The organism is Streptomyces sp. NPDC001070 (assembly GCF_053598835.1).
The window spans coordinates 118,387-143,097 of the sequence record NZ_JBSFLB010000013.1 but is presented as its reverse complement, the minus strand read 5'-3'; the positions used below and the strand labels follow the sequence as shown (position 1 = coordinate 143,097).

The following is a 24,711-nucleotide window of genomic DNA, read 5'->3' as shown; positions in this document are numbered from 1 at the left end:
ACCCGCTCCGAGGAGTACCCATGCTCGCCGCGCTCGGTCTCGGCCCGGCGGAGGAGGAGATCTACCGACTCCTCGTGGCCCGCGGCCGTGCCGCCGTCCACGAACTGGCCGCCGACAGCGGCCGCGCCGCAACCGAGGTGCGGGAACTGCTCACCGGCCTGACCGGACGCGGCCTCGCGGTGCACGAGGCCGTGACCGGTACGGCCTCCCGCTTCACGGCGGCGCCCCCGGCGGTCGCGCTCGGCGGCGAACTGCGGCGCCGGCGCGACGAGCTGGGCGCGGCCGAGCACGCGCTGCTCGCGCTGGCCGAACAGCACAGGACGTCCGCCGCGAGCGGCGTCGTCGAGGTGATCAGCGAGGTGGAGGCGGTACGGCACCGGTTCCGGCAGCTCCAGGAGTCCGCCCGGCACGAGGTGCGGTCGATGATGGTGCCCGAGCTCTCCGTGGTGCGACCCGGCGACAACGCGGCCGAGAGCGCGGGCGTCCGCCGTGGCGTGCTGTACCGCACGATCGTGCAGCGGGACGCGCTCAACGAACCCGGCATGGTCACGCGGGCCCTCGCGGACCTCGCGGCCGGGCAGCGGATCGGGGTCGCCGACGTCGTACCGGTGAAGTTCATGATCGCCGACCGGGAGCTGGCGATGCTGCCTCTGCTCAGCGGCCGCAACACCGCCGCGGCCTCGGTGCTGGTGCACGCGGGCGGGCTGCTGGACGCGCTGATCGCCTACTTCGAACTGGCCTGGGAGCATGCCTACCCGCTGTCGCCGGGCGCGGCGGGCGACAGCGTCACAGAGGAGCGCCCGGACGGCATCGAGGAGTTCGACGCCCGCCTGCTGGCACTGATCCTCGCCGGGCTCACGGACGAGGCGGCCGCGAGCCGCCTCGGGGTGTCGCGGCGTACCGTGCAGCGCCGCATCGCCGAACTCATGGCGAAGGCCGGCGTGGACAGCCGCATCCAGCTCGGCTGGCACGCCGCCCGCCGGGGCTGGGCCTGACCCAGGGCCTGCCACCGGAGCGCCCCTTCTCCCCGGCGTTCCCGACCGCCGGCTGCTCCCCGAGCGGGGAGCCGTGTGGCCGCCCCCTCCTCCGAGACGGCCGCACGGACACACCGCACGAGCCACCAGGGCCACCGGACCGCGGCGGAGGGACCGTTGTCAGGCGTCCCCGGAAGGGGCGGCGTCGCGGTCGGGGCCCTTCGCGCGGACGCGCTGGACGTGTTCCAGCGAATCGCGCAGGTCGCCCAGCCAGGTGTCGGTGTTGCGCTGGACGAGGCGGACGCACCAGGCGAGGGCGTCGCTGCGGCTGCGCGCGACGCCGCCGGCGACGAGGGTGTCGAGGACCTGGCGCTCGGGCTGGCGGAGACGGGTCATGACGGGGGCGGAGACGGTCGTGTACATGGCCCTGCGGCCGCCGCACTCCACGCCCCAGGAGACCTTGCGCCCGAAGCGGCGTTCCGCCTCGCGGGCGACGGCGACGCGATCCTCGCGGGTGCGTTCCCGGAACTCGGCGATCCGCCCGTCCAGCGCGGCATCGCGTTCGACCCGGGACGCGTCCGCGCCGATGTCGGGCTCGGGGATGCGGCCGACCACCGTGATCTCCTCGCGGTCGACCGTGACGTCCACGAGCGCGTCGAACAGTCCTTCGGGGAGCCGCCCGGCCAGCCAGCCGCGCAGCGCCTCCTTCTGCTCGCTTGTAATCATGTAATCAACATTACGCCTCGGATATCCGAGCGCAAGAGGCCCGTGGAACTCGCGTCCGAGCCATCGCGTTGTCCCCCGCCGCGCCTTAGAGTTGCGCGTATCAGAGCAGAACGGGGTATTCGCCACGCGCGCGCCTCTGGGAGGGCATATGACCCGCATCTCGGTGAAGGTGGACGGCACGGTCTACGAGGACGAGGTGGAGCCCCGCCTCCTGCTCGTCCATTACCTGCGGGACCGGCTCGGTCTGACCGGCACCCCCGTCGGCTGCGACACCACGAACTGCGGTGCCTGCACGGTGGACCTCGACGGACAGAGCGTGAAGAGCTGCTCGGTGCTCGCCGTGCAGGCCGACGGCGGCGAGGTGACGACGATCCAGGGGCTCGCCTCCGCCGACGGCACATGGCATCCGCTGCAGAAGGCGTTCCACGAGCAGCACGCCCTGCAGTGCGGCTTCTGCACCCCGGGCATGATCATGGCCGCCCGCGACCTGCTGCGGGAGAACCCCGACCCCACGCCTGAGGAGGTCCGCGAGGCCCTGGAGGGCAACCTCTGCCGCTGCACGGGTTACATGAACATCGTGCGCGCCGTGCTCGCGGCCGCCGCCGAGGAACGCCGGCACCGCGCGCCCGAACCCGGCGCCGTCGCGGAGCACGCCGCGCCGAGCACGGCCGGAAGGAGGGCGCCGGTATGACCGAGCAGCTCACCCGGCGCGAGCCCGAGGTCGGCCGCCCGCGGGTACGCAAGGAGGACGCCCGCCTGGTGACCGGGCGGACCAACTGGACCGACAACATCACCGTTCCGGGCCTGCTGCACATGGCGATCCTGCGCAGCCCCATGGCGCACGCCCGCATCGAGCGGATCGACGTCGCCCCGGCGCTGGAGCGGCCCGGTGTCGTCGCCGCGTTCAGCGGCCGCGACCTGGCCGAGGGGCTGGGCTCGCTGCCCTGCGCCTGGCCGGTCACCGAGGACATCGTGCTCCCCGAACACCCGCCGGTCGCCGTGGACGAGGTCCGCCACACCGGCGACCCGGTCGCCGTCGTCGTCGCCCGCGACCGCTACGCGGCCGCCGACGCGCTGGAGGCGATCGACGTCGACTACGAGCCGCTGCCGCCGGTGCTCGACATGGAGGCCGCGCTCGCCGGGGACGCCCCGCTGGTCCACGCCGACAAGGGCACCAACCGCTGCTACACCTGGCCGCTCGCCACGGGCGAGGACTACGCGACCGTGCGCGACCGCGCCGACGTGGTGGTGCGCCGGCGCTTCCGCCAGCAGCGGCTCATCCCCAACGCCATGGAACCGCGGGCCGTCGTGGCGGTCCCGCCCGGCACCTCGGACGAGTACACCCTCTACTCCGCGACGCAGATCCCGCACATCGTCCGCGTGATGATGGCGGTCGTCACCGGCATCCCCGAGCACCGGATCCGGGTGGTCGCGCCGGACGTGGGCGGCGGATTCGGCTCCAAGCTCCAGGTGTACGGCGAGGAGGCCATCGGACTGGCCGTCGCCCGGAAGCTGGGCCGCCCCGTGAAGTGGACGGAGTCGCGGTCCGAGGGCTATCTGGCCACCCATCACGGTCGCGACCAGATCCAGGACCTCGAGCTCGCCGCGACCCGCGAGGGAAAGCTGCTGGGCCTGAAGGTCGACCTCCTCGCGGACATGGGCGCGTACCTGATGATCGTGACGCCGGGCATCCCGCTGCTGGGCGCGTTCATGTTCCCCGGCATCTACAAGATGGACGCCTACGACTTCACCTGCACGGGCGTCTTCACCACCAAGACCCCCACCGACGCCTACCGCGGTGCGGGCCGTCCCGAGGCGACCTTCGCGATCGAGCGCATGATGGACGAACTCGCCGCCGAGCTGGGCATGGACCCGGTGGAGGTGCGCCGCCGCAACTGGATCGGCCACGACGAGTTCCCGTACACCACCATCGGCGGGCTGACCTACGACAGCGGGGACTACGAGTCCGCCACGGACAAGGCGCTCGCCCTCTTCGGCTACGACGACCTGCGCTCCGAGCAGCGCGGGCGGGAGGAGCGCGACGACCCGGTGCGGCTGGGCATCGGCGTGTCGACGTACACCGAGATGTGCGGGCTGGCGCCCAGCCGGATCCTGCGCGACCTGCGCTACGGGGCGGGCGGCTGGGAGGCCGCGTCCATCCGGATGCTGCCCACCGGCAAGGTCGAGGTGCTGACCGGCACCAGCCCGCACGGGCAGGGGCATGTGACGAGCTGGAGCCAGATCGCGGCCGACGTGCTCGGGGTGCCCTTCGAGGACGTCGAGGTGCTGCACGGCGACACGCGCACAGTGCCGCAGGGCATGGACACCTACGGCTCGCGCTCGCTGGTCGTCGGCGGCGTGGCGGTGCACCGGGCCGCGCGCAAGGTGGTGGACAAGGCCCGCAGGGTCGCCGCGCACCTGCTGGAGGCGAGCGAGGACGACCTGGACTTCGCGGACGGCGTCTTCTCGGTGAAGGGGTCCCCGGAGGCCCGGAAGACCATCCAGGAGATCGCCTTCGCGACGTTCACCTCCCACGACCTGCCCGACGGCCTGGAACCGACGATCAACGCCGAGCACGTGGAGGACCCGGAGGCCTTCTCCTATCCGCACGGCACGCACCTGTGCGCGGTGGAGGTGGACACCGAGACCGGCCGGGTCCGGATCCGCAGTTACGTGTGCGTGGACGACGTCGGAAAGGTCGTCAACCCGATGATCGTGGAGGGCCAGGTGCACGGCGGGCTCGCGCAGGGAATCGCCCAGGCCCTGTTCGAGGAGGCGGTGTACGACGAGGAGGGCAACCTGGTCTCCGGCACCATGGCCGACTACCTGGTGCCCTGCGCGGCCGACCTGCCCGACTTCCTCACCGACCGCACCGAGACGCCGGCGACCACCAATCCGCTGGGCGTCAAGGGCGTCGGCGAGGCCGGGACGATCGCCTCGACCCCCGCGGTGGTCAACGCCGTGGTCGACGCCCTGCGGCCGCTGGGCGTCGCGGACGTCCCGATGCCGTGCACGCCGGAGCGGGTCTGGCGGGCCCTGCGGAACGCGCGCTCCGCCCGGCCGGAGGAGGGCAGCTCATGATCCCCGCGTCGTTCGACTACGCCAGGCCCCGCACCGTGGAGGAGGCCGTGGGGCAGCTCGCCCTCGCCGGGGACGAGGCGAAGGTGCTCGCCGGCGGCCAGAGCCTGCTGCCGATTCTGCGGTTGCGGCTCGCCTTCCCCGAACTCGTCGTGGACGTGGGCCGCATCCCCGGTCTGCGCGGGGTGCGGGTCGACGGGGACGCCCTCGTCATCGGCGCCCTGACCTCGCACCACGACGTCGTGCACGACCCGCTGGTGCGCCGGCACGCCGGGCTGCTGGCCGCCGCCACGGCCACGGTCGCCGATCCGGCGGTGCGTCACCGCGGCACGATCGGCGGCGCCCTCGCCCACGCCGACCCGGCCGGGGACGTGCCCGCGGCGGTCCTCGCCCTGGACGCCGGACTGGTCGCCCAGGGCCCGGACGGGCGGCGCGTGATCCCGGCCCGGGAGTTCTTCACCGACTACCTGGAGACGGCGCTGCGGCCCGACGAACTGCTGGTGGAGGTACGGGTGCCCAAGTCGGACGCCTGGGGCTTCCACTACGAGAAGTTCCAGCTCAGCGCCCAGGCCTGGGCCGTGGTGGGAGTGGCCGCGCTCGTCCGGCGCGACGACGGCCGCATCGTCGAGTCCCGCGTCGGCCTGTCGAACATGGGACCCACCCCGCTGCGCGCCGCCGCCTGCGAGGCGGCCCTGGCGGGTGCGGACGCGGCACCGGAGGCGGTGACCGCGGCCGCCGACGGCGCGGCGGAGGGCACCCGTCCCGCGTCCGACCTGTCGGCGTCCGCCGAGTACCGGGAGCATCTGGCCAGGGTCCTGACCCGCAGGGCCGTCCTCGCCGCGGCGGACCTGACATGAGGAGCGGGCGCAGCACATGACCGGGCCGGCGCGCGGGATCCCGCCGGGGTGGGCCGCCCCGGCGGGCCCCTCCCACGGGCCCCTTCCGGTGACGACGGCACGCGCCGGGGCGGTGGGACCGTACGGCCCCGGCGCCCCGGCATCCGCCGCCGCGCCCCACGGCACCGCGCCGCCGCACACCACGCCGGCCGTCGCACCGGCCGCCTCCGTGGACGGCGCCGCCGCCGCGCTCGCGAGCCCGCCCCGCACCACCGGGGCGGCGCCGGACGTCGCCGGCCCGGAGCAGATGCGGACGCGCCTGGAGGAGACCGGATACCTGGTCGACGACGGCCTCGCCGTCGCCTGCTACCTCGCGCTGACGCTGCACCGCCCGATCTTCTGCGAGGGCGACGCGGGCGTGGGCAAGACCGCGCTGGCGCACGCGCTCGCGAAGGCGCTGGGCGCGCCGCTGATCCGGCTCCAGTGCTACGAGGGCATCGACGCGTCGCAGGCGCTGTACGACTGGGACTTCCCGCGGCAGCTGCTGCATCTGCGGGCGGCCGAGGCGGCGGGCGTCAGCGACGCGGAGGCACTGGAGGGCGAGCTCTACAGCCGGCGGTTCCTGCTCGCGCGGCCGCTGCTGCAGGCCCTGGAGACCTCTCCCTCGGTGCTGCTCGTCGACGAGATCGACCGCGCGGACGACGAGTTCGAGGCCTTCCTGCTGGAGCTGCTGTCGGAGTACACGGTCACCGTCCCCGAACTGGGCACGCTGCGGGCGCAGTCGCCACCCGTGGTGGTGCTGACGTCCAACCGGACGCGCGAGGTGCACGACGCGCTCAAGCGGCGCTGCCTGTACCACTGGTTCGAGCATCCCTCCTTCGAGCGGGAGCTGGCGATCGTACGGCGCAGGCAGCCGCGGGTGGCGGCACGGCTCGCGGAGCAGGTGACCGCCGTGGTGCAGAGTCTGCGGGACCAGGACCTGGTGCGGCCGCCGGGGGTGGCGGAGACCATCGACTGGGCGGAGGCGCTGGCCGCGCTGGGGGCGACGGAACTCGACGCGGAGCTGGCGATGGCCACCCTCGGGTCGGTGCTGAAGTACCGCGAGGACGCGGAGCGCGCGCGCTCGCTCGACCTGTCGGAGATCCTCGCCGCGCGAGCCGGTGGGTCGCGGTGAGCGCGATACGCACGCAGGACACGGTGGGCGCGGTGGCGGCGGACGGCACAGCGGGGGTGGTGGGTTTCGCCCGCGCGCTGCGGGCCGCCGGCGTGCCGGCCGGACCCGACCGGGTGGCGGCGTTCCTGGCGGCGCTCGGGCGGCTCGATCCGGCGCGGCGCCGTGACGTGTACTGGGCCGGGCGGCTGACGCTGTGCGGCGACCCGGAGGACCTGGAGCGCTACGACCGGGTCTTCGCGGCGTTCTTCGAGGGTGACCGGCCGCCGCCCCGCCGGGTGCGCCCTGCGGTCCGCCCGGTGCGCCCGCTCGCGGTCCCGCGGGCCGTCCCCGGGGAGCGGGCGGGGGACCACGAGGAGGGCGCCGGACCGGCGGTGACCGCGCTCGCCAGCGCGACGGAGGTGCTGCGGCACCGCGACGTGGCCGCCCTGACCGCCGCGGAGCGGGCCCAACTGCACAAGCTGCTGGCCGTGTTCGCGCTCGACGGCGAACCGCGCCGCACGTCCCGGAGGCGGCCCGCGCGTCGGGGCGGCGTGGATCCGCGGCGTACCGTAAGGGAGTTGCTGCGACGGGGCGGCGAGCCCGCCGCGCTGCTGCGGCGGGCACCGGCCCGCAAGCCGCGCCGGGTGGTGCTGCTGCTGGACGTCAGCGGGTCGATGGCCCCGTACGCGGACGCGCTGCTGCGCTTCGCGCACGCCGCCGCGCACGGCTCCCGGGGCCGTACCCCCACCGAGGTGTTCACCCTGGGCACCCGGCTGACCCGGGTCACCCGCGAGATGGCGCGCCGTGACCCCGACGCGGCACTGGCCGCGGTCGGGGCCGCGGTGCCCGACTGGAGCGGCGGGACCCGGCTCGGGGAGACGCTGCGGGCGTACCTGGACCGGTGGGGGGCGCGGGGGATGGCGCGCGGCGCGGTGGTCGTGCTGCTGTCGGACGGCTGGGAGCGCGGTGACCCCGCCCTGCTGGCCGCGCAGATGCGGCGGTTGTCCCGGCTGGCGTACCGCGTGGTGTGGGCCAATCCGCGCAAGGCCAGGCAGGGTTACGCCCCGCTGGCGGCGGGGATGGCGGCGGCGCTGCCGAGCGTGGACGCCTTCGTGGAGGGGCACAGTCTGGGCGCGCTGGAACGTCTGGCCGCCGTGGTGAGAGGAGCCGACGGTGCGTGAGATCCTTCCGGCGCTGAGTCGCTGGTACGCCTCGGGGACCCCCTTCGGGCTGGCCACGGTCGTGGCGGTCAGCCGCAGCGCGCCGCGCGGGCCGGGCGCGGCGATGGCGGTCGGGCCGGACGACGAGGTCGTCGGCAGTGTCTCCGGTGGCTGCGTGGAGGGCGCGGTCTTCGAACTGGCCAAGGAGGTCGTCGAGTCGGGCGAGGCCCGGCTGCACACCTTCGGCTACAGCGACGCCGACGCCTTCGAGGTCGGCCTGACCTGCGGCGGTGAGATCACCCTGCTGGTCCGGCCGGTGTCCCCCGCCACCGACGCCGGATTCGGCGGGATCGCGGCCTCCGTCGCGGAGCACCGCCCGGTGGTCTCCGCGACGGTACTCGACGGTCCCGCGCCGCGCGGGGCCTCGCTCACCGTGTGGCCGGACCGCGTCGCGGGCACGCTCGGCTCCGAGGGCCTGGACGCGGCGGTCACCGACGACGCGCGCGGTGAGCTGGCCCAGGGCGCCACCGGGCAGAGGCACTACGGCCGGCACGGCGAACGGCGCGAGGACGACGTGACGGTGTTCCTGCAGTCGTTCGCCCCGCCGCCGCGGATGCTGGTGTTCGGCGCGATCGACTTCGCGGCGGCCGTGGCGCGGATCGGGCTGTTCCTGGGCTACCAGGTGACGGTCTGCGACGCGCGTCCGGTCTTCGCGACGCCCAAGCGCTTCCCGGAGGGCGTGGAGGTCGTCGTCGACTGGCCGCACCGCTATCTGAGCGGCACGGAGACCGACGACCGCACGGTGGTGTGCGTCCTCACCCACGACCCCAAGTTCGACGTGCCGCTGCTGGAGGTCGCGCTGCGCCGCCCCGCCGCGTACATCGGCGTCATGGGCAGCCGGCGCACTCACGAGGACCGGCTGAAGAGGCTGCGCGACACGATGGTGGGACCTGCCGAACTGGCCCGTCTGCGCTCGCCGATCGGGCTGGACCTCGGCGCGCGCACGCCCGAGGAGGTCGCGGTGTCGATCGCCGCCGAGATCATCGCGCTGCGCTGGGGCGGCAGCGGCACCCCGCTGTCGGGCACGGCCGGCGCGATCCACCCTCCGGTGCTCAGGCCGGTGTGAGGAGGAGATCATGGAGCTGCACCACGAGTTCGGCGTCCCCGTCCCGGTGGAGGACGCCTGGCGGGCGCTGCTGGACATCGAGCGCGTCGCGCCGTGCATGCCGGGCGCGACCGTGGAGGAGTACGACGGCGAGACCGTGACCGGCGCGGTGAAGGTGAAGGTCGGCCCGGTGACGGTGACGTACCGCGGCACGGCGGTGTTCGAGGAGCGGGACGGCACCGCGCACCGCGTCGTGCTGGCCGCCCGCGGCAAGGAGGTCCGGGGCCAGGGCACGGCGCGCGCGACGGTGACCGGCACCCTGTCGGAGAAGGACGGCGCCACGGTGGTGTCGGTGACGACCGACCTGGCGGTGACCGGGCGGCCCGCGCAGTTCGGGCGCGGCGTGATGGGCGAGGTCGGCGACCGCATCATCGGGCAGTTCGCCGACTGCCTGGCCGGCCGGCTGGCCGCGCCCCGGGAGACGGCGAAGTCCCCCTCGGCGGGCGCCGGCGAGGGCCTCGCCCCGGTCGCGCAGAGCGCGCCTCCCGCGCCCACGGGTCACGAGGACGAGCCGATCGACCTGCTCCGCGTGGCCGGCGCCCCGGTCGCCAAGCGCGCGGCGGTGGCGGCGGCGGTTTCGGCCGCGGTCGCCGCGGTGGTGGTGTTCGTGCTGCGGCGCCGCCGCTGAGCGGCGGTGCGCCGCCCTGCGCCACCGTTGCCCGGGGCACGGCACCGCGAGGGGAAGGCCCCGTCGCCCTCGCCCGTCGACCGTCCCGGGCGACGACCGGTGCGCGGCGCTCTCAGAAGTTGATCATGTGGCCCGCGAGGCCGTGGACCGCCTCCTGGACGGCCTCGCCCAGCGTGGGGTGGCCGTGGACGTTGCGGGCCAGTTCGGTGGCCGTCAGATCCCACTTCTGGGCCAGCGTCAGCTCCGGCAGCAGTTCGGTGGCCTCGGGGCCGATGAGGTGGCCGCCCAGGAGTTCGCCGTGCCTGGCGTCGCTGATGAGCTTCACGAAGCCGACCGCGTCGCCGAGGCCGTGCGCCTTCCCGTTCGCGGTGAAGGGGAACTTGGCCACGCGTACGTCGAAGCCGAGCTCGCGCGCCTGCACCTCGGTCCAGCCGAAGCTGGCGATCTGCGGCTGGCAGAAGGTGACCCGCGGGATCATCACGTACTCCAGCGACATGGTCTCGGCGCCGGCGATGCTCTCGGCGGCGACCACTCCCATCGCCTCGGCGGCGTGCGCGAGCATCAGCTTCGCGGTGACGTCGCCGATGGCGAAGATGTGCGGCACGCTGGTGCGGCAGTGGTCGTCGATGTCGATGGCGCCGCGCTCGGTGAGCCGGACCCCGGTCTGCTCCAGGCCGTAGCCGGAGATCCGCGGCTGGAAGCCGATCGCCTGGAGCACCTTGTCGGCCTGCAGCGTCTGCCGCTGGCCGCCGGTGGTCACCATGACCTTGACCGAGTCGCCGGAGTCGTTGATCGCCTCCACCCGGGTCGAGGTGAGCACGTCGATGCCCAGCTTTCGGTACTGGCGGGCGAGTTCGGCCGAGACCTCCTCGTCCTCCAGCGGCACGACCCGGTCGAGGAACTCCACGAGGGTCACCTTCACCCCGTAGTTGCGCAGGACGTACGCGAACTCGACGCCGATCGCGCCCGCACCGGCGATGAGGATGCTCTCGGGGAGGGTGTCCGACATGATCTGCTCCTCGTACGTCACGACCCGCTCGCTGAGCGAGGTGCCGGGGAGGAGCCTGGTGGTGGCGCCGGTGGCGATGATGCAGTGACCGAAGGTGACGGTCTCGCTGCCGCCGGAGCCCAGCGCGACGTGCAGGGTGTGGTCGTCGGTGAAGGTGCCGTGGCCCTCGAACTTCGTGATGTCGTTCTTCTTCATCAGGAAGTGGACGCCCTTGACCCGGCCGTCCGCGACCTTCCGGCTGCGGGCGAAGGCCTCGCGGTAGTCGAAGCTGACCTCGCCGTTCACCCGGATGCCGAAGGTCCTGGCCTCCTGGGTGAAGATGTGGGCGAGTTCGGCGTTGCGCAGCAGGGCCTTGGAGGGGATGCAGCCGACGTTGAGGCACACCCCGCCCCAGTAGCGCTCCTCGACGATCGCCGTGCGCAGGCCCAGCTGGGCGGCCCTGATGGCGGCCACGTACCCCCCGGGCCCCGCGCCCAGGACGACGACGTCAAAGTGTGTGCTCATGCGGCGACCCCTGTGTGGACCACGGTGCGGAAGCTCGTGCAGGCGGACTGCCTCGCCAGCCACGATCACGCCCCACGGGCGGCCGCGCAACACGGACGCGGCGTCTGCCGTGTCACATCGGCCGCCCGGCGTACGCCGCGCCCGGGCCGGTCAGTTGTTCGCGACGAACTGGCGGGCGAGTCCGTCGCCGACGGAGACGGCCGTGGTGTGGCTCTCGATCGGCGAGACGGAGGAGTTCTTGAAGAGGATGTACGTCACGCCGGAGTCGGTCCCGCCGGTCTCGGGATCGGGGTCGATGCCGAGGGCCTGGGCGGTGGCGTAGGACGCCTCCCCGATGATCGCCGTGGGGCCGGTGTCGCCGACGACCGCGTACTCGACCTTGCTGCCGTAGATCACGGCCACCACGCCGCCGCCCTGGATTCCGGCGCCGCGGTGGTCCCAGGTGCCGCTGGGACTGGGGACGACGACGTACGGGAGCTTCTCGGCGTTGAGCGGCCGGCCGTCGGACTGGTGGAAGGCCGTGTCGTCCTGGAACCAGGGGTCGGTGTCCCAGCTGCACCGGGCGGTGACCTGGCCGTCGCAGTCGACGTCCATGTCGGCCTTCCAGAACACCGCGCCGTTGGCGCCGCAGACCGGGACGGTCGCCGGGGTCTCCTCGTCGGTCCGGTACCTGCCGCTGGAGATCTGCGTGCAGCCGCTGACCTTGGCCAGCAGCTGTGCGGCGGTGACCGAGCCCTCCTGCGGACTGCGCGGGGCGGCGCCGGCGGCGTCCGCGGCGGGGGTGAGGAGGGCCGCGAGGAGCGTGGCGCCGGCTCCGGCGGCGGCTAACGCGAGGCGCTTGCGCATGGACGTCCTTCCATTAGGAAACTTTCCTAACTCACATTGCAGCTTGTCGCGTGCATGCCAATAGGACGAAGGTCCCGCAGGCAAAGGACCTGAAGATGACCGAAAGACCGAGGGCGCGCCCCCGCGCGCCGCCTACGGTGGGGGGCTGTTCCGCATGTCCGCATGGAGCGACCGGCCCCTGGAGGTAACACCGTGGCACTGACGACCCGCGCGACCCGAGCCCTCGGAGCAGTCGCGGCGGCGACCCTCGCCGGAGCCACGCTCGCCGCCTGCGGCGCGCAGCACACCATGCAGAGCGCCGCCGCCAACGCCTCGGTCCCGTCCGCCACCGCGTCCTCCGCGCCCGCGTCCGCCCACCCCTCGGCCCCCGCGGCGGCGTCCTCCCCGGCGGCCGCCGCCCCGGCCGGCACGCCGAGCACGGCTCCCACCGCCCCGGCCCCCGCGCACACCGCGGCCGCGCACCGCGGCGCCCATACGACGGCCACGCACACCCCGGCCCCCGCGCGCACCGCGGCCGCGCCCCACGGCACCGCCGCCTACGCCCCCGCCCACCGCGCGGCCGTGACCGACCGGTCGATCCAGCACGGTGTGGAGGCCCCGGGCAGGTCCGTGGCCCTCACCTTCGACGACGGCCCGGACCCGGTGTGGACCCCGAAGGTCCTCGACGTGCTCGCCCGGCACCACGCCAAGGCCACGTTCTGCGAGATAGGCCCCAACGCGCAGGCCCACCCCGACCTGGTACGGAAGATCACCGCCGCCGGTCACCGGCTGTGCGACCACTCCGTCCACCACGACGAGGCGCAGAGCCACAAGTCCGAGGAGTACAACCGGCACGAGATACTCGACGCCCGGAGCGAGATCTCCCGCGCCGCCGGCGCAGGCGACTCGCCGGTCTGGTACTACCGGGCGCCCGGCGGCGACTTCTCCCCCGCGATCCGCGCCATCGCCGCCGACCACGGCCTGCGCCCGCTCGGCTGGACCGTCGACTCCGACGACTGGCGCCGCCCCGGCGCGGACGCCATCCTCGCGACCGTGAACTCCGAGCTCAGGCCCGGGGCCATCGTGCTCATGCACGACGGCGGCGGTGACCGGGGCCAGACCGTGCAGGCCCTGGAGAAGCTCCTCGACCAGCTCGACGCGGATGGGTACGCGTACACCTTCCCCCAGCGCTGAGGACCGTCCTCGTCCTCGCGGCCGATCCGGGCCGAATCGCGCCGCCCGCGCGCCCGTCGCACCATGAGCACATGGCAACCGGCACCGCCATCGACGCCGGGACCGTGGTGAACCTCCGGGACCTGGGCGGCATCCCGCTGGCCGGGGCCGGGCCGGGCCGCGTGGTCCGGGCCGGGGCGGTACTGCGATCGGGGCAGCTCGACCGCTACGACCCCGCGACCGATCCCGGCGTGGCGGACCTGGGCGTCCGGACCGTGGTCGACCTGCGCACCGACGAGGAGCGCACCGCCGCACCGGACGTCCTGCCCGCCGGCGCCCGGCTCTTCGTCGCCGACGTCTTCGGCGACAACCCGCGCATGGCCCCGGCCCGGCTGAAGGCACTGCTCGCCGACCCCGCCCGGGCCGACCGGGAGCTGGGCGGGGGGCGCGCGGAGGGCTTGATGGCGGAGGCGTACCGCCGCATGGTCCGCTCCCCGCACGCCTGCTCGGCGTACTGCGCGCTGCTGGAGACCGCGGCGGACCCGGCGGCCCGGCCGGTGCTCTTCCACTGCACGGCGGGCAAGGACCGGACGGGCTGGGCGAGCACGCTGCTGCTGATGCTGCTGGGGGCCGACCCGGCCGTGGTCCGCGGGGAGTTCCTGTCGGTGAACGCCGCAGTGCAGGCCGCCTACAGCCCCCACCTGCGGCGCTTCGTCGAGTCGGGCGGCGATCCGGTCGTCGCCGCCGCGGTCGTCGAGGTGCGGCCGTGCTATCTGGAGGCGGCGCTGGAGGCGCTCGCGGAGGGTTGGGGCGACATCGACGGCTACGCGCGGCACGCGCTGCGCCTGCCCGATTCCGCGGTGGCCCGGCTGCGCGAGGGACTGGTCGAGGTCGCCTGAAGCGGAGGGCGCGACACGCGTTCTTCTCACACCGCGTGACGATTCCCCGCACACGGGCTGCGCTGGGGCCCCGGAGGCGGTGTAATGACCACGTGGTCAGCGACGGCGCGAAAGGACGCAGAGTTCGGGCGCTGTCCGCCGAGCTCGCGCTCAAGACGCTCCGATCCGACCTGGGCCACTCCGCGCGCCTGAGGTCCGTCATCGAGCAGGCGCTGGTCTTCACCGGTGCGACCCATGTCGCCGTGTACGCACCCGCGGAGGCCGGCGGGGCGTTGTGCCTGGTCGCCTCGGCCGGGGTGCCGCGCGCCCTGCACGGGCTGCGCCAGAGCTATCCGGCGGACGGCGACTCGCCCATGGCCGTCGCCGTGCGCCAGGACCGGCCGGTGTACGCCGGGCCCGCGGAGGTCGCCCGGCTGGCCGGGAACGGGATCTCGGTGCCGCTGGAGGTATCGCTGACCGCCCTGCCGCTGCGGGCTGACCACGTCTGCGTCGGCTGCCTGGTGGCGGTCACCGACCAGCCCGACGGCTTCGACGCCGAGGACCGGCAGAGCCTGGAGCTGTTCGCCACGACGATCGGCCATCCCGGCCCCACGCCCGGAGAGGAGTGCGGCGACACCGATCCGGTGGCCGGGGCGGATTCCCGGGGCACCGGCTTCACGCTCGACATGGACACCGGCTGGATCAACGTGGGCGACGAGGTGCTGGCGCTGTTCGGCCTGGAGCCCGCGCGGTTCGACGGCCGCGTGGAGACCCTGCTCGCGCTGACCGTCCCCGAGGACCTGCCCGCGCTGATGTCGGTGGTCGAGGCCGGGCACATGGCCACCGGCGACCGCGAACTGGAGTTCCGGATCCGCAAGCCCTCCGGGGAGCTGCGCTGGCTGCGGCTGCGCGGCCGGGTGCTGTTCGCCCCCGACGGCCGCCCGGTACGGCTGCTGGGCACGGTCGGGGACGCCTCGCGGATGCGGGCCGGGGTCAACGACGTGGGCCGGGTGCAGCAGCTGGCCGCCGACCTGGCGAACGCGTCGACCGTGCAGGACGTCAGCACGGTCGTGGTCCAGGCCCTGCGCGGTCCGCTGAACGCCGATCGGATCGCGCTGGCCGAATTGGAGAACGACCGGTTGGTGGTCACCGTTCTCGATCCGGCGGAGCCCTCGGCCTGGCCCGAGGTGTGGCGCACCGAGTGGCGTTCGGAGTGGCCGGACGCGTCGACCCGGTCCATGCCCACGCTGGCGACCGCGCTGCGCGAGGGCCGGATCGGGTTCTGGCCGGCCGGGGCGCCGCTGGAATCCGCGCTGGCCGGGGTGGGTCCCGGCGGACTCGCGGTGCTGCCGCTGCCCGCGGCCGGACGGGTCGTCGGATGCTGCCTGATCGGCTGGGACAGGCCCCACGAGTTCGGCTCGGACGAGCGGGCCGTGCTGACCGCCGCCGCCGGCCTGGTCGGCCAGGCGATGGTCCGCGTACGGGCCTTCGACGCCGAGCACGAGCTGGTCGGCACCCTCCAGCGCACGCTGCTGCCGCGCCGGCTCCCGGTGCTGCCGGGCGGGGTGGCGGTGGCCCGGTACCTGCCGACGACCGGCGGCCTGGAGGTCGGAGGCGACTGGTACGACGTCATACCCCTGCACAACCACCACGTCGCCCTGGTCATCGGTGACGTCCAGGGGCACAACGCAGGGGCCGCCACGCTCATGGGGCAGATGCGCACCGCGATCCGCGCCTACGCCGTGGAGGGCCACTCCCCCGACGTCGTCGTGTCGCACGCCAACCGCCTGCTCATGGGCATGGAGACCGATCTCTTCGCGACCTGCTGCTACGTCAGCGTCGACATGGAGGAGGGCAGCGGCTGGTGCGTGCGCGCCGGGCATCTGCCCCCGGTGCTCCGGCTGCCCGACGGCACCACGCAGACCGTGGAGGGCGACGGCGGGCCGCCGCTGGGGGTGGTCGACGACGCGGACTTCCCGCTGATCCCCCTGCGGTTGCAGAACGGCACCGTCCTGGCGCTGACCACGGACGGCCTGGTGGAGTCCTCCGAGCTGCACATGGACGACGGCATACGGCGGATGTCGCAGGAGCTGTCCGCGGCCGACCCCTCCCACCTGGGGCGGATGGCCGACGCCCTGCTGGACAGCGCGACCCGCAGCGACGACGTGGCGTTGCTGCTCATGCGCTACGACGGCATGGCCGTCAAGCCCGTGCGCGAGAGCTGGACGGTGTGGCGGCTGCCGGACGCCGCCTCGCACGCCCGCCGGTTCACCGCGCGCACGCTGCGTGCGTGGGGGCTGAGCGAGGAGGCCGACACCGTGCTGCTGGTCGTCTCGGAACTGGTCACCAACGCCCTGGTGCACACCGACGGCCAGGTGCGGCTGGACATCACGCTCACCGGCGACCGGCTGCGGATCGCGGTCGGCGACGGCTCGCCGAGGACGCCGGTCAAGCCGGCCATCATCAACTGGCACGACACCGGCGGCCGCGGGATCCTGCTCGTCGAGGCGATGTCGGCGGCCTGGGGGACGATGCCGCTCAGCGGCGGCAAGCAGGTGTGGTGCGAGATCCCGGTGCACCCGCCGCACGCGGAGTCGCCTTCCTGACGGAACCCCGTGGGGCTGCCGGTCACGGCGGGTGCCGTGCGCCGGTGGCGCGCGGGGCCCGGTCCGCCGGACGCGCGCAGGGGACCGGGCCATGGCCTCCGGCGCGGCCAACGCGGCCGCGCCGCACGGCAACCAGACCCCGTCCCGCCGGGGGCCGAGGAGCCCCCGGCGGCTTCCGCCCGGTCGGGGCCGCCGGCCCGGACGTAACCGTCGCCCGCCGAGCAGGTACCGGTCCGGCCGGATGAGCCGGCCGTGGGCGATCCGCCCGTCGCCGCGGCCGCCGCGGAGCACGCGCCGGGCTGACGGCCGCCATCGCCGCGGTCCCCGGCGAGGCCCCGTCCCGGCAGGACACCGGCCGGCGGCAGCTCGTGGCGCCGTGCGTCCTTGCGGTCCGGCTGCGGCGCTCGGCGGTCGTCGCCGCCGGCCGGGCGGCCGTGTCCGGACTCGCGGGCCCGGGACCCGACAACTCCGTTGCGCAGTCGGCCGGTCAGGCACGACTGCCGGCCGCCCGTGCGGACTTCCTGCGCCCACCTCGGCCGCATCGGGGCCGGAACCGCCCACGAGGAGGCCCCTTTGCCCCTTTGCCGCACGGCGGCGCCGTCGAGCGCGAGTTCCCGGCGGCGGGCGCACTACGGCTGCCCGGCTGACGGCGGGCCCGTGCCACCGGTGCTCCAACCGTGACCTGCAGCACCTCTTCCCGACATGCCGACCAGTCGGTATCGTGCGGCCACTCCCGGGGCGCACGGCGCCCCGGCGCGTACCGGTCGAACCCGCCCGTCCCCCCACCGCGCCCGCACATCCTTCGCAACGCAATCCGCCTGGAGACCGCGCGATGACGTACTACGGCGACACCTGGCACCACCGGCAACCACCGCCACCGGCACCACCACCGCGACCACCCGCGCCGTCCGCCGGGCCGCCCGCCCGCAGCGCCGAACTCAGGAGGCTGCGTTCGGCCTACCGGCTGCTGCGGCGGGTCTCCGCGCTCACCGCGCTCGGCTACTTCGTGGTCTTCCTCCTGCTCTCGGTCCTCGCACGGGACACGATGGGCACGCGGGTCGCCGGACAGCTCACGCTGGGAACACTGATGGGGCTGTCGCAGCTCGTGGTCACCTTCGCGGCGATCCGCCGGTACGAGCGCAGCGCCCGGCGGTCGGTGGACCCGCTCGCACGGCGCGTCCGGCAGTGGGCGGCGACCAACGGGGCCGCCCGGTGAACGAGTTCGCCGCCGGCTACGACTCCGGGACGCAGACCGTCGTCCTGCTCTTCTTCACGTTCCTGGTGACCTGCACACTGCTGCTGAGCGTCTTCGCCGGGCCGGAACGGGACGACCTCGTCGAGTTCTACACCGGGTACCGCACCCTGACCCCGTTCAAGAACGGCCTGGCCATCGCGGGCGACTACATCTCCGCGGCCACCGTGCTCAGCACGACCGGCATCGTCGCGCTCTTCGGCTACGACGGCTTCGTCCTGGCCACCAGCACCGGCATGTCGCTGGTGGTGCTGATGTTCCTGCTCGCCGAACCCCTGCGCAACGCGGGGCGGTTCACCATGGGCGACGTCCTGGCGCGCACCATGGGCGGCCGCTCCGTGCGGATCGCCTCCGCGGTGGTCACCCTGGCCGCGTGCCTGCCGTTCCTCATCGTCCAGCTGTCGGGGGCGGGTTCACTGATCACCGCCATCCTGGACATCCATCTCGACGGCGCGCGGACGGTGTCCATCGCCATGATCGGCACCCTGATGGTCGTCTACGCGGCGATGGGCGGCATGCGGGGCACGGCGCTCATCCAGATCATCAAGATCGTGATGCTGCTGGGCAGCAGCGCCGTGGTCGCCGCGCTCGTCATGAACCGCTTCGGCTGGAGCGCGGACGCCCTGCTGCGGGCCGCGCAGGCGGGCAGCGGGGCCGGCGAGGCGTATCTGCGGCAGGGGCTGGAGCTGGGGCGGACCACCACGGGGAAGCTGGACTTCATCGGGCTGCAGCTCACGGTCGTCCTCGGGGTGGCGTGCCTGCCGCATGTGACGATGCGTCTGTACTCGGCGCCCGACGCGCCCGCGGTGCGCCGCTCGATGTCCTGGGCGGTCGGCGCGGTCACCACCTTCTGCCTGCTGGGAACGGTCATGGGAGCGGGCGCGGCGGCCATGGTCGGCTCGCGGCTGATCACGGCCGCGGACCCCGAGGGCCGCACCTCGGTGCTGATGCTGGCCCGGGCGTTCGGGGACGCGGCGCCGTCGATCGGCGAGACGCTGCTGTACGCCGCCGTGTGCGGGACGGTGTTCGTGACGCTGCTGTCGTCGGTCTCGGGTCTGACACTGGCCGCGGCGTCGTCGCTGGCGCACGACCTGTTCGGGCACGCGATGCGCGGCGGACGGGCCGCCCCCCGCACCGAGATGGCGGTGTCGCGGTGGGCGGCGGCGGCCGTCGGCGCGGGGGCGGTGACCCTGGCCGCGCTGGTGCAGGACTGGAACGTCGCCGTCATGACGACGACCGCGCTGGCGATCGGGGCCTCGGCGGTGGCGCCCGCCCTCACGTACTCGCTGTTCTGGCGGGGCTTCGGCCGCACCGGGCTGCTGGCCGCGCTGTACGGCGGGACGGCCTGCGTGCTGCTGCTGACGGTCTTCTCCACCGCGGTCTCCGGAGGCCCCACGGCGCTCTTCCCCGGCCGTGACTTCCACTGGTTCCCGCTGCAGACCGCCGGCCTGGTCTCCATCCCCTTCGGCTTCCTCGCCGGCTGGCTCGGCAGCCGCTACGACCGCCGGCGCCGGGACGGGACGGCCGCGGAGAGCAGACGGCGCTACGAGGCGGACGAGGCCCGGCTGCTCGCGGGCGCCGGTTAGGGCCCGAACTCCTCCTCACCCAGGGCTTGTCAGGGATTCGGGCACGGGTCACCCTCAGTCGGAACCGAATCCGATTCGGATTCGGTCCGGCTGAGACAGCCCCTCCGACCGGCAGGCCACCACGCGCGAACGGTCCGGTACCCCGTCCCGCACCACGCGGCAGCCGGGCCGCCGCGGACCCGATCCCCGCCCATCGTCCCGTACCACCCCGCCGAACTCCCCAAGGAAGGGTGACTGGTGGAAAGCCTCCTGCGCATCGACGGACTCGGGGTCTCCTTCGGAGGCCTGTCCGCACTCGATGCCGTGTCCCTGTCGGTCCGGCCGGGCGAAGTGCTCGGCGTCATCGGGCCCAACGGGGCCGGAAAGACGACCCTGTTCAACGCGGTGTGCGGGTTCGTGCGCCCGGCCGCCGGGACGCTGCGCTGGCAGGACCGGGCGCTGCCCTGGCCCCGCCCGCACCAGCTGGCCCGGCTCGGCATCGCCAGGACCACCCAGGGCCTTGGGCTGTTCCCGCGGCTGACCGTGCTGGAGAACGTCATGGTGGGGGCGACCCGGCACGCACGGGCGGGCTTCACCTCCGCGCTGCTCGGCCTGCCCCGCTCGGACCGCGACGAGCGGCTGCTGCGCCACCGCTCGCTGGCGCTCCTCCGGGAACTCGGCGCGGCGGAGACCGCGGGCAGGCTCCCCGGCGAACTCCCCTACGGAGTCCAGAAGCAGGTGGCGCTCGCCCGGGCGCTGGCCGGCGAGCCGCGGCTGCTGCTGCTCGACGAGCCGGCCTCGGGCCTGTCCGAGGACGGGATGCGCGAGCTGGGCGAGGTCATCTCCGGGCTGCGCGAGCGGATGGCGGTGATCCTCGTGGAGCACCACATGGACCTCGTCATGCGGGTCTGCGACCGGGTCCTCGTCCTCGACTTCGGCAAGGTCATCGCCTACGGGACCCCGGACGAGGTGCGCGACGACCCGCTGGTGACGGAGGCGTACCTCGGTGACGAGGTCACCGGCGCGGCTCCGGCCGACGCCGGGGCGCCCGGGGCCCGAGAGGAGTCCTCCCGTGCTTGAGGTCCGCGAACTCACCGTCTCCTACGGCATGGTGAGGGCCCTGGACGAGGTGTCCCTGACGGTGGACGAGGGCGGCATCACCGCCGTGCTCGGTGCCAACGGCGCCGGCAAGACGACCCTGCTGCGCGCCGTCAACGGACTCGTCAGGCCCCGATCCGGGAGCGTCCTCCTCGACGGCACCGACATCACCCGCCTGCCGGTCGAGGAGGTCGTACGGCTGGGCCTGGCCCATGTGCCGGAGGGGCGCGGGGTCATCACCGAGCTGACCGTCCACGACAACCTGCGGCTCGGCGGGCTGTGGCGGGACCGCCGCGAGCGGCGGGCGGGGCAGTCCGCCGGCCTGGAGGAGGTGTACGCCCTCTTCCCCGCCCTGGCCGAACGGCGCGGCCGGCCCGCGGAGACGCTCTCCGGCGGCGAACGGCAGATGCTCGCCATCGGCCGGGCCCTGATGACCAGGCCGCGGCTGCTGCTGCTCGACGAGCCGTCGCTGGGGCTCGCGCCCCGGGTCACCGCCCAGATCCTCGCCGTGCTGCGGGAGTTGCGCGACCGGCAGGGACTCACCGTGCTCCTGGTGGAGCAGAACGCGCGCAGCGCCCTGTCCCTCGCGGACCACGGCGTCGTGCTGAACCTGGGGCGGGTGGTCGCGGCCGACGCGGCCGCGCGCCTCGCCACCGCGGACGACCTCCGCCACGCCTATCTGGGGTTCTGAATGTATTTCATCAATCTGACACTGGGCGGGGTGAGCAGCGGCATCGTCTACGCGGCGGTCGCGCTGGCCCTGGTGCTCATCTGGCGGGCGACCCGGATCGTGAACTTCGCCCAGGGCGGCATGCTGATGGTCACCACCTTCGTCGCCCTCGGGGTGATCCACGCGACCGGCTCGTACTGGCTCGGGCTGCTGGCCGCGCTCGTCTCGGGCTTCGTACTGGGGGCGGTGGTGGAACGGCTGCTGGTCCGCCCCGTGGAGAACGGGCCGCCGATGAACGCGGTCATCGTCACCCTCGGGCTGCTGCTGTTCCTGCAGGCCGCGGCCGGGATGGTCTGGGGCGGCTCGCCGCGCTCCTTCCCGCCGCTGCTGGGCATCAAGGGCTTCACGGTGGGCGGGGCCCGGCTGCTGCTGTCACCCTCGGACCTGTTCGTCATCGGCGCGGTGCTCGTGGTGATGGCACTGCTGGTGGTGCTCTTCCGGGTCACCCCGGTGGGGCTGCGCATGCGGGCCGCGGCGTTCTCCCCGGAGGTGGCACGGATGTTCGGCGTGCGCGTCGGGCGGGTGCTCACCCTCGGCTGGGCGCTGGCCGGGGCGGTGGGGGCGCTCGCCGGGGTCCTGGTGGCGCCGGCGACCTTCGTCGGGCCCAACCAGTTCGACGCGGTGCTGGTGTTCGGCTTCGCGGCCGCCGTCGTCGGGGGGCTCGACAGCCCGCCGGGGGCGGTGGTCGGCGGGCTCGTGGTCGGGCTCACCCTCTCGTACGTCTCGGGGTACCTGGGGTCCGAGGTCGCCCTGCTGGGCGCGCTGGCGGTGCTGATGACGGTGCTCATGATCAGGCCCAACGGCCTGTTCTCGCGCACCTCCGTGCGACGGGTGTGAGGGGCTGTCCATGACCGACACGACCGACTCGACCGACAGGACGACCCCGCTCGCCGCCTCCGCCCGGGCAGGCCTCGCGGCACGGCTGCGCGGGCCCATGGACCGCACCGCCGTACGGCACCTGGCGCCCGGGCTGCTCGGGCTGCTCGTGGTCTGCGCCGTCAGCGCCCTGCTGTCGCCGTACCAGAACCTGGAGGTCGCCACCGTCGCCACCTATGTGTGCGCGGTCGCCGGGCTCACCGTCCTGACCGGGATCAACGGGCAGATCTCGCTGGGCCATGGCGCGCTGATGGCGGTCGGTGCCTACGGAACCGGGCTCTTCCTCACCGAACCGGGCTGGTCCCTGACCGTCTCGCTGGCGGCCGGCACGGCGGTCACGGCCGCCGTCGGGGCGCTGGTGGGGGCCGCTGCGGCACGGCTGCAGGGCCCGTATCTGGCGGGCGCGACGCTGACCCTGGCCGTGGGGCTGCCCGCGCTGGCGAACTACCGCCATCTGACCGACCTGCTCGGCGGCGAGAACGGGCTCGTGGTGGCCGCTCCCCCGCCCCCGGAGGCGCTCGGCCCGTACTTCCCGCCGGAGCGCTGGCAGGCGTGGGTCTGCGTGCTGTGCGCCGTGGTCGTGCTGGTGTTCCTCGCCGACCTGGGGCGCAGCCGTGTGGGCCGGTCCTGGCGGGCGATCCGGGACGACGAGGTGTCCGCGGCGCTGGCCGGCATCCACGTGGCGCGGCTGCGCGTGCTCGCCTTCGTGGTCAGCGCGGCGTGCGCGGGCCTGGGCGGCGGGCTGCTCGCGGTGGTCAGCTCGCTGGCCGCGCCCGGGGCGTTCCCGCTGGCGCTGTCGCTGTCCCTGCTGACCGCGGCGGTGCTCGGCGGGCTCGGCAGCCTGGCGGGTGCCGTCTACGGCTCGGTGCTCCTCGTCCTGCTGCCGAACTGGACCGGCGACGTGGCGGACGCCCTGCACCTGTCCCGGGGCTTCTACGCGAACCTGCCGCTCGCCCTGTACGGCCTCGCGCTCGTCCTGTCGATGCTCCTGTTCCCCCAGGGGATCCAGGGGGCCCTCACCCGTCTGGTCCGGCGGCTCGGCAACCGGGGCTCCGGTACCTGACCGTCCGTATCCCGCTCCCCCGACCATCCACCGGCATCACACCGGAAATCCGTCCATCACCCACCGAATCCGATTCGGTTCCAGGAGGGGTCATGAGAAGAAGTCACCGATACGGCCTGCGCGTGCGCGGCGGTGCCGCGCTGGCCGTGCTGGCGCTGGCCCTCAGCGCCTGCTCGGGCGCGTCAGGCAGCGGTTCCGCCATGCCGGGCGTCACCAAGGACAGCATCGTCATCGGCAGCCACCAGCCGCTCACCGGTCCCGCGGCGCCCGGCTACAGCAACGTCTCGGCGGGCGCGAAGGCGTACTTCGACCACGTCAACGCCAACGGCGGGGTCAACGGCCGGAAGATCGACTTCCGGTACAAGGACGACGGGTACAACCCGACCCAGACGGTGAAGGTCACCAAGGAACTCGTCCTGGAGGACAAGATCTTCGCCATGCTGGGCGGCCTCGGCACGCCGACCCACACCAAGGTGGTCGACTTCCTCAACAGCCGACGCGTGCCCGACCTGTTCGTCTCCTCCGGCTGCCGCTGCTGGGACGAGCCCGACAAGCACCCGCAGACCTTCGGCTGGCAGCCGGACTACGTCGTCGAGGGCAAGATCCTCGGCCAGTACGTCAAGGAGAACTTCGCGGGCAAGAAGGTCGCCTACTTCTACCAGGGCGACGACTTCGGCAAGGACGGCGTCGAGGGCCTGGACCAGTACATCCCCAAGGAGTCGGTCGTCAGCCGGCAGAGCTACCAGCCGGGCGGCACCGACATCTCCCCGCAGGTCTCGGCGATCGCCCAGTCCAAGGCCGACGTCGTGGTGCTGTTCACGATCCCGGCGTACACCGCGCTGTTCAAGCTCACCTCGCTCAAGCTCCAGTACAGCCCGGCGATGGCGGTGACCAACGTCGGCTCCGACCCGACCACCCTGGCGGCCCTGCTGGAGTCGTACGCGAAGCAGGCCGGCGGCAAGGCGGACGCCGCCGCCCTCATGAACGGCATCGTCACCGACACCTACATGCCGCCGACCACCGACACCTCCAACAGCTGGATCAAGCTCTTCCGCCAGATCCACGACAAGTACATCCCGAAGGTGCCCTTCGACGGCAACGTCGAGTTCGGGATGTCCATGGCCTACACCTTCGTCCAGGCGCTGAAGGCCGCCGGAAAGGACCCGACGCGGGAGTCGCTGGTGAAGGCCGTGGAGAAGGGCGGCTTCTCCGGGCCCGGGCTCGTGCCGTTCCGCTACGGCGAGGGCTCGCACGCGGGCTACACCGGCGTCCAGATCGGCATCCTGAAGGGCACCGAGGTGGCCCTGCAGGGCACGCCGCTGGTCACCGACGACGAGAAGGGCGCCATCACCCCGTACACCGAGGCACAGCCCGAGGCCCCGGCCGGCGGCATCCCGGCGTCGTAACGGACG

21 protein-coding genes are annotated in these 24,711 nt (G+C 73.9%); 18 read left to right on the top strand and 3 right to left on the bottom strand.

The features are described 5' to 3' along the window. Positions 1-20 precede the first annotated feature (20 nt). Positions 21-995, top strand: coding sequence for a helix-turn-helix domain-containing protein (locus ACWDAS_RS17985; RefSeq protein WP_450391448.1), 975 nt, complete (start codon positions 21-23; stop codon positions 993-995). A gap of 159 nt (positions 996-1,154) precedes the next feature. Here the strand turns inward: ACWDAS_RS17985 and ACWDAS_RS17980 are convergent, their stop codons facing one another. Beyond that, on the bottom strand, positions 1,155-1,700 hold the full coding sequence (locus tag ACWDAS_RS17980; RefSeq protein WP_450391446.1) for a hypothetical protein: 546 nt from the start codon (positions 1,698-1,700) through the stop codon (positions 1,155-1,157). Positions 1,701-1,848: 148 nt separating this feature from the next. On the opposite strand from ACWDAS_RS17980, the gene ACWDAS_RS17975 reads away from it, so the two are divergent. The 7 genes from ACWDAS_RS17975 to ACWDAS_RS17945 all read left to right on the top strand — a co-directional run bounded on the left by ACWDAS_RS17975 (position 1,849) and on the right by ACWDAS_RS17945 (position 9,720). Continuing rightward, positions 1,849-2,391 carry a (2Fe-2S)-binding protein gene (locus tag ACWDAS_RS17975; RefSeq protein WP_450391443.1) on the top strand — a complete coding sequence of 181 codons (543 nt, stop codon included), beginning with the start codon at positions 1,849-1,851 and terminating at the stop codon, positions 2,389-2,391. Beyond that, positions 2,388-4,781 carry a xanthine dehydrogenase family protein molybdopterin-binding subunit gene (locus ACWDAS_RS17970; protein ID WP_450391441.1) on the top strand — a complete coding sequence of 798 codons (2,394 nt, stop codon included), beginning with the start codon at positions 2,388-2,390 and terminating at the stop codon, positions 4,779-4,781. The genes ACWDAS_RS17975 and ACWDAS_RS17970 overlap by 4 nt, the downstream gene beginning before the upstream one ends. Then, a complete protein-coding gene (locus ACWDAS_RS17965) occupies positions 4,778-5,635 on the top strand; it encodes an FAD binding domain-containing protein (protein ID WP_450391438.1) in 858 nt (285 codons plus the stop codon). Before ACWDAS_RS17970 ends, ACWDAS_RS17965 begins: the two co-directional genes overlap by 4 nt. 286 nt (positions 5,636-5,921) lie before the next feature. After that, positions 5,922-6,788, top strand: a complete 867-nt coding sequence (locus ACWDAS_RS17960) for an AAA family ATPase (RefSeq protein ID WP_450391650.1) — start codon at positions 5,922-5,924, stop codon at positions 6,786-6,788. Further along, positions 6,785-7,948 (top strand): vWA domain-containing protein, encoded by a 1,164-nt coding sequence (locus tag ACWDAS_RS17955; RefSeq protein WP_450391436.1) that lies wholly within the window; start codon positions 6,785-6,787, stop codon positions 7,946-7,948. Before ACWDAS_RS17960 ends, ACWDAS_RS17955 begins: the two co-directional genes overlap by 4 nt. Further along, complete coding sequence (locus ACWDAS_RS17950) at positions 7,941-9,053, top strand: XdhC family protein (protein ID WP_450391433.1); 1,113 nt, start codon at positions 7,941-7,943, stop codon at positions 9,051-9,053. Before ACWDAS_RS17955 ends, ACWDAS_RS17950 begins: the two co-directional genes overlap by 8 nt. A gap of 10 nt (positions 9,054-9,063) precedes the next feature. Continuing rightward, positions 9,064-9,720 (top strand): SRPBCC family protein, encoded by a 657-nt coding sequence (locus ACWDAS_RS17945; protein ID WP_450391432.1) that lies wholly within the window; start codon positions 9,064-9,066, stop codon positions 9,718-9,720. A gap of 112 nt (positions 9,721-9,832) precedes the next feature. Here ACWDAS_RS17945 and lpdA read toward each other — a convergent pair whose 3' ends face one another. Together lpdA and ACWDAS_RS17935 are read right to left on the bottom strand one after the other, a co-directional pair. After that, positions 9,833-11,233, bottom strand: coding sequence for a dihydrolipoyl dehydrogenase (gene lpdA / locus ACWDAS_RS17940; RefSeq protein WP_450391429.1), 1,401 nt, complete (start codon positions 11,231-11,233; stop codon positions 9,833-9,835). Positions 11,234-11,383: 150 nt separating this feature from the next. Then, positions 11,384-12,079 (bottom strand): glycoside hydrolase family 75 protein, encoded by a 696-nt coding sequence (locus ACWDAS_RS17935; protein ID WP_450391426.1) that lies wholly within the window; start codon positions 12,077-12,079, stop codon positions 11,384-11,386. 192 nt (positions 12,080-12,271) lie between these two features. Between ACWDAS_RS17935 and ACWDAS_RS17930 the strand changes: the two genes are divergently transcribed. The 10 genes from ACWDAS_RS17930 to ACWDAS_RS17885 all read left to right on the top strand — a co-directional run bounded on the left by ACWDAS_RS17930 (position 12,272) and on the right by ACWDAS_RS17885 (position 24,705). Next, complete coding sequence (locus tag ACWDAS_RS17930) at positions 12,272-13,252, top strand: polysaccharide deacetylase family protein (protein ID WP_450391425.1); 981 nt, start codon at positions 12,272-12,274, stop codon at positions 13,250-13,252. A gap of 71 nt (positions 13,253-13,323) precedes the next feature. Next, positions 13,324-14,130 carry a tyrosine-protein phosphatase gene (locus tag ACWDAS_RS17925; RefSeq protein ID WP_450391423.1) on the top strand — a complete coding sequence of 269 codons (807 nt, stop codon included), beginning with the start codon at positions 13,324-13,326 and terminating at the stop codon, positions 14,128-14,130. 92 nt (positions 14,131-14,222) lie between these two features. Further along, positions 14,223-16,715, top strand: coding sequence for a SpoIIE family protein phosphatase (locus tag ACWDAS_RS17920; protein ID WP_450391421.1), 2,493 nt, complete (start codon positions 14,223-14,225; stop codon positions 16,713-16,715). 832 nt (positions 16,716-17,547) lie between these two features. Next, positions 17,548-17,931: a DUF485 domain-containing protein gene (locus ACWDAS_RS17915; RefSeq protein WP_450391418.1), complete on the top strand. Its 384-nt coding sequence runs from the start codon at positions 17,548-17,550 to the stop codon at positions 17,929-17,931. Continuing rightward, entirely contained in the window at positions 17,928-19,553 is a 1,626-nt protein-coding gene (locus tag ACWDAS_RS17910; RefSeq protein WP_450391416.1) for a sodium/solute symporter, read from the top strand. The genes ACWDAS_RS17915 and ACWDAS_RS17910 overlap by 4 nt, the downstream gene beginning before the upstream one ends. A 237-nt stretch (positions 19,554-19,790) precedes the next feature. After that, positions 19,791-20,612, top strand: coding sequence for an ABC transporter ATP-binding protein (locus ACWDAS_RS17905; RefSeq protein WP_450391414.1), 822 nt, complete (start codon positions 19,791-19,793; stop codon positions 20,610-20,612). Then, positions 20,605-21,321 (top strand): ABC transporter ATP-binding protein, encoded by a 717-nt coding sequence (locus ACWDAS_RS17900; protein ID WP_450391412.1) that lies wholly within the window; start codon positions 20,605-20,607, stop codon positions 21,319-21,321. The genes ACWDAS_RS17905 and ACWDAS_RS17900 overlap by 8 nt, the downstream gene beginning before the upstream one ends. A 30-nt stretch (positions 21,322-21,351) precedes the next feature. Further along, a complete protein-coding gene (locus tag ACWDAS_RS17895) occupies positions 21,352-22,197 on the top strand; it encodes a branched-chain amino acid ABC transporter permease (RefSeq protein ID WP_450391410.1) in 846 nt (281 codons plus the stop codon). Between the two features lie 10 nt (positions 22,198-22,207). Further along, positions 22,208-23,299, top strand: a complete 1,092-nt coding sequence (locus ACWDAS_RS17890; RefSeq protein ID WP_450391407.1) for a branched-chain amino acid ABC transporter permease — start codon at positions 22,208-22,210, stop codon at positions 23,297-23,299. A 92-nt stretch (positions 23,300-23,391) separates the two neighbouring features. After that, on the top strand, positions 23,392-24,705 hold the full coding sequence (locus tag ACWDAS_RS17885) for an ABC transporter substrate-binding protein (RefSeq protein WP_450391405.1): 1,314 nt from the start codon (positions 23,392-23,394) through the stop codon (positions 24,703-24,705). Positions 24,706-24,711 lie beyond the last annotated feature (6 nt).

What these genes read in the sequence shown, in the direction of transcription:
- ACWDAS_RS17985 (WP_450391448.1), top strand. Translation starts at nt 21, where the DNA reads ATGCTCGCCGCGCTCGGTCTCGGCCCGGCGGAGGAGGAGATCTACCGA.
- ACWDAS_RS17980 (WP_450391446.1), bottom strand. Translation starts at nt 1,700, where the DNA reads ATGATTACAAGCGAGCAGAAGGAGGCGCTGCGCGGCTGGCTGGCCGGG.
- ACWDAS_RS17975 (WP_450391443.1), top strand. Translation starts at nt 1,849, where the DNA reads ATGACCCGCATCTCGGTGAAGGTGGACGGCACGGTCTACGAGGACGAG.
- ACWDAS_RS17970 (WP_450391441.1), top strand. Translation starts at nt 2,388, where the DNA reads ATGACCGAGCAGCTCACCCGGCGCGAGCCCGAGGTCGGCCGCCCGCGG.
- ACWDAS_RS17965 (WP_450391438.1), top strand. Translation starts at nt 4,778, where the DNA reads ATGATCCCCGCGTCGTTCGACTACGCCAGGCCCCGCACCGTGGAGGAG.
- ACWDAS_RS17960 (WP_450391650.1), top strand. Translation starts at nt 5,922, where the DNA reads ATGCGGACGCGCCTGGAGGAGACCGGATACCTGGTCGACGACGGCCTC.
- ACWDAS_RS17945 (WP_450391432.1), top strand. Translation starts at nt 9,064, where the DNA reads ATGGAGCTGCACCACGAGTTCGGCGTCCCCGTCCCGGTGGAGGACGCC.
- lpdA (WP_450391429.1), bottom strand. Translation starts at nt 11,233, where the DNA reads ATGAGCACACACTTTGACGTCGTCGTCCTGGGCGCGGGGCCCGGGGGG.
- ACWDAS_RS17935 (WP_450391426.1), bottom strand. Translation starts at nt 12,079, where the DNA reads ATGCGCAAGCGCCTCGCGTTAGCCGCCGCCGGAGCCGGCGCCACGCTC.
- ACWDAS_RS17925 (WP_450391423.1), top strand. Translation starts at nt 13,324, where the DNA reads ATGGCAACCGGCACCGCCATCGACGCCGGGACCGTGGTGAACCTCCGG.
- ACWDAS_RS17915 (WP_450391418.1), top strand. Translation starts at nt 17,548, where the DNA reads ATGACGTACTACGGCGACACCTGGCACCACCGGCAACCACCGCCACCG.
- ACWDAS_RS17890 (WP_450391407.1), top strand. Translation starts at nt 22,208, where the DNA reads ATGACCGACACGACCGACTCGACCGACAGGACGACCCCGCTCGCCGCC.
- ACWDAS_RS17885 (WP_450391405.1), top strand. Translation starts at nt 23,392, where the DNA reads ATGAGAAGAAGTCACCGATACGGCCTGCGCGTGCGCGGCGGTGCCGCG.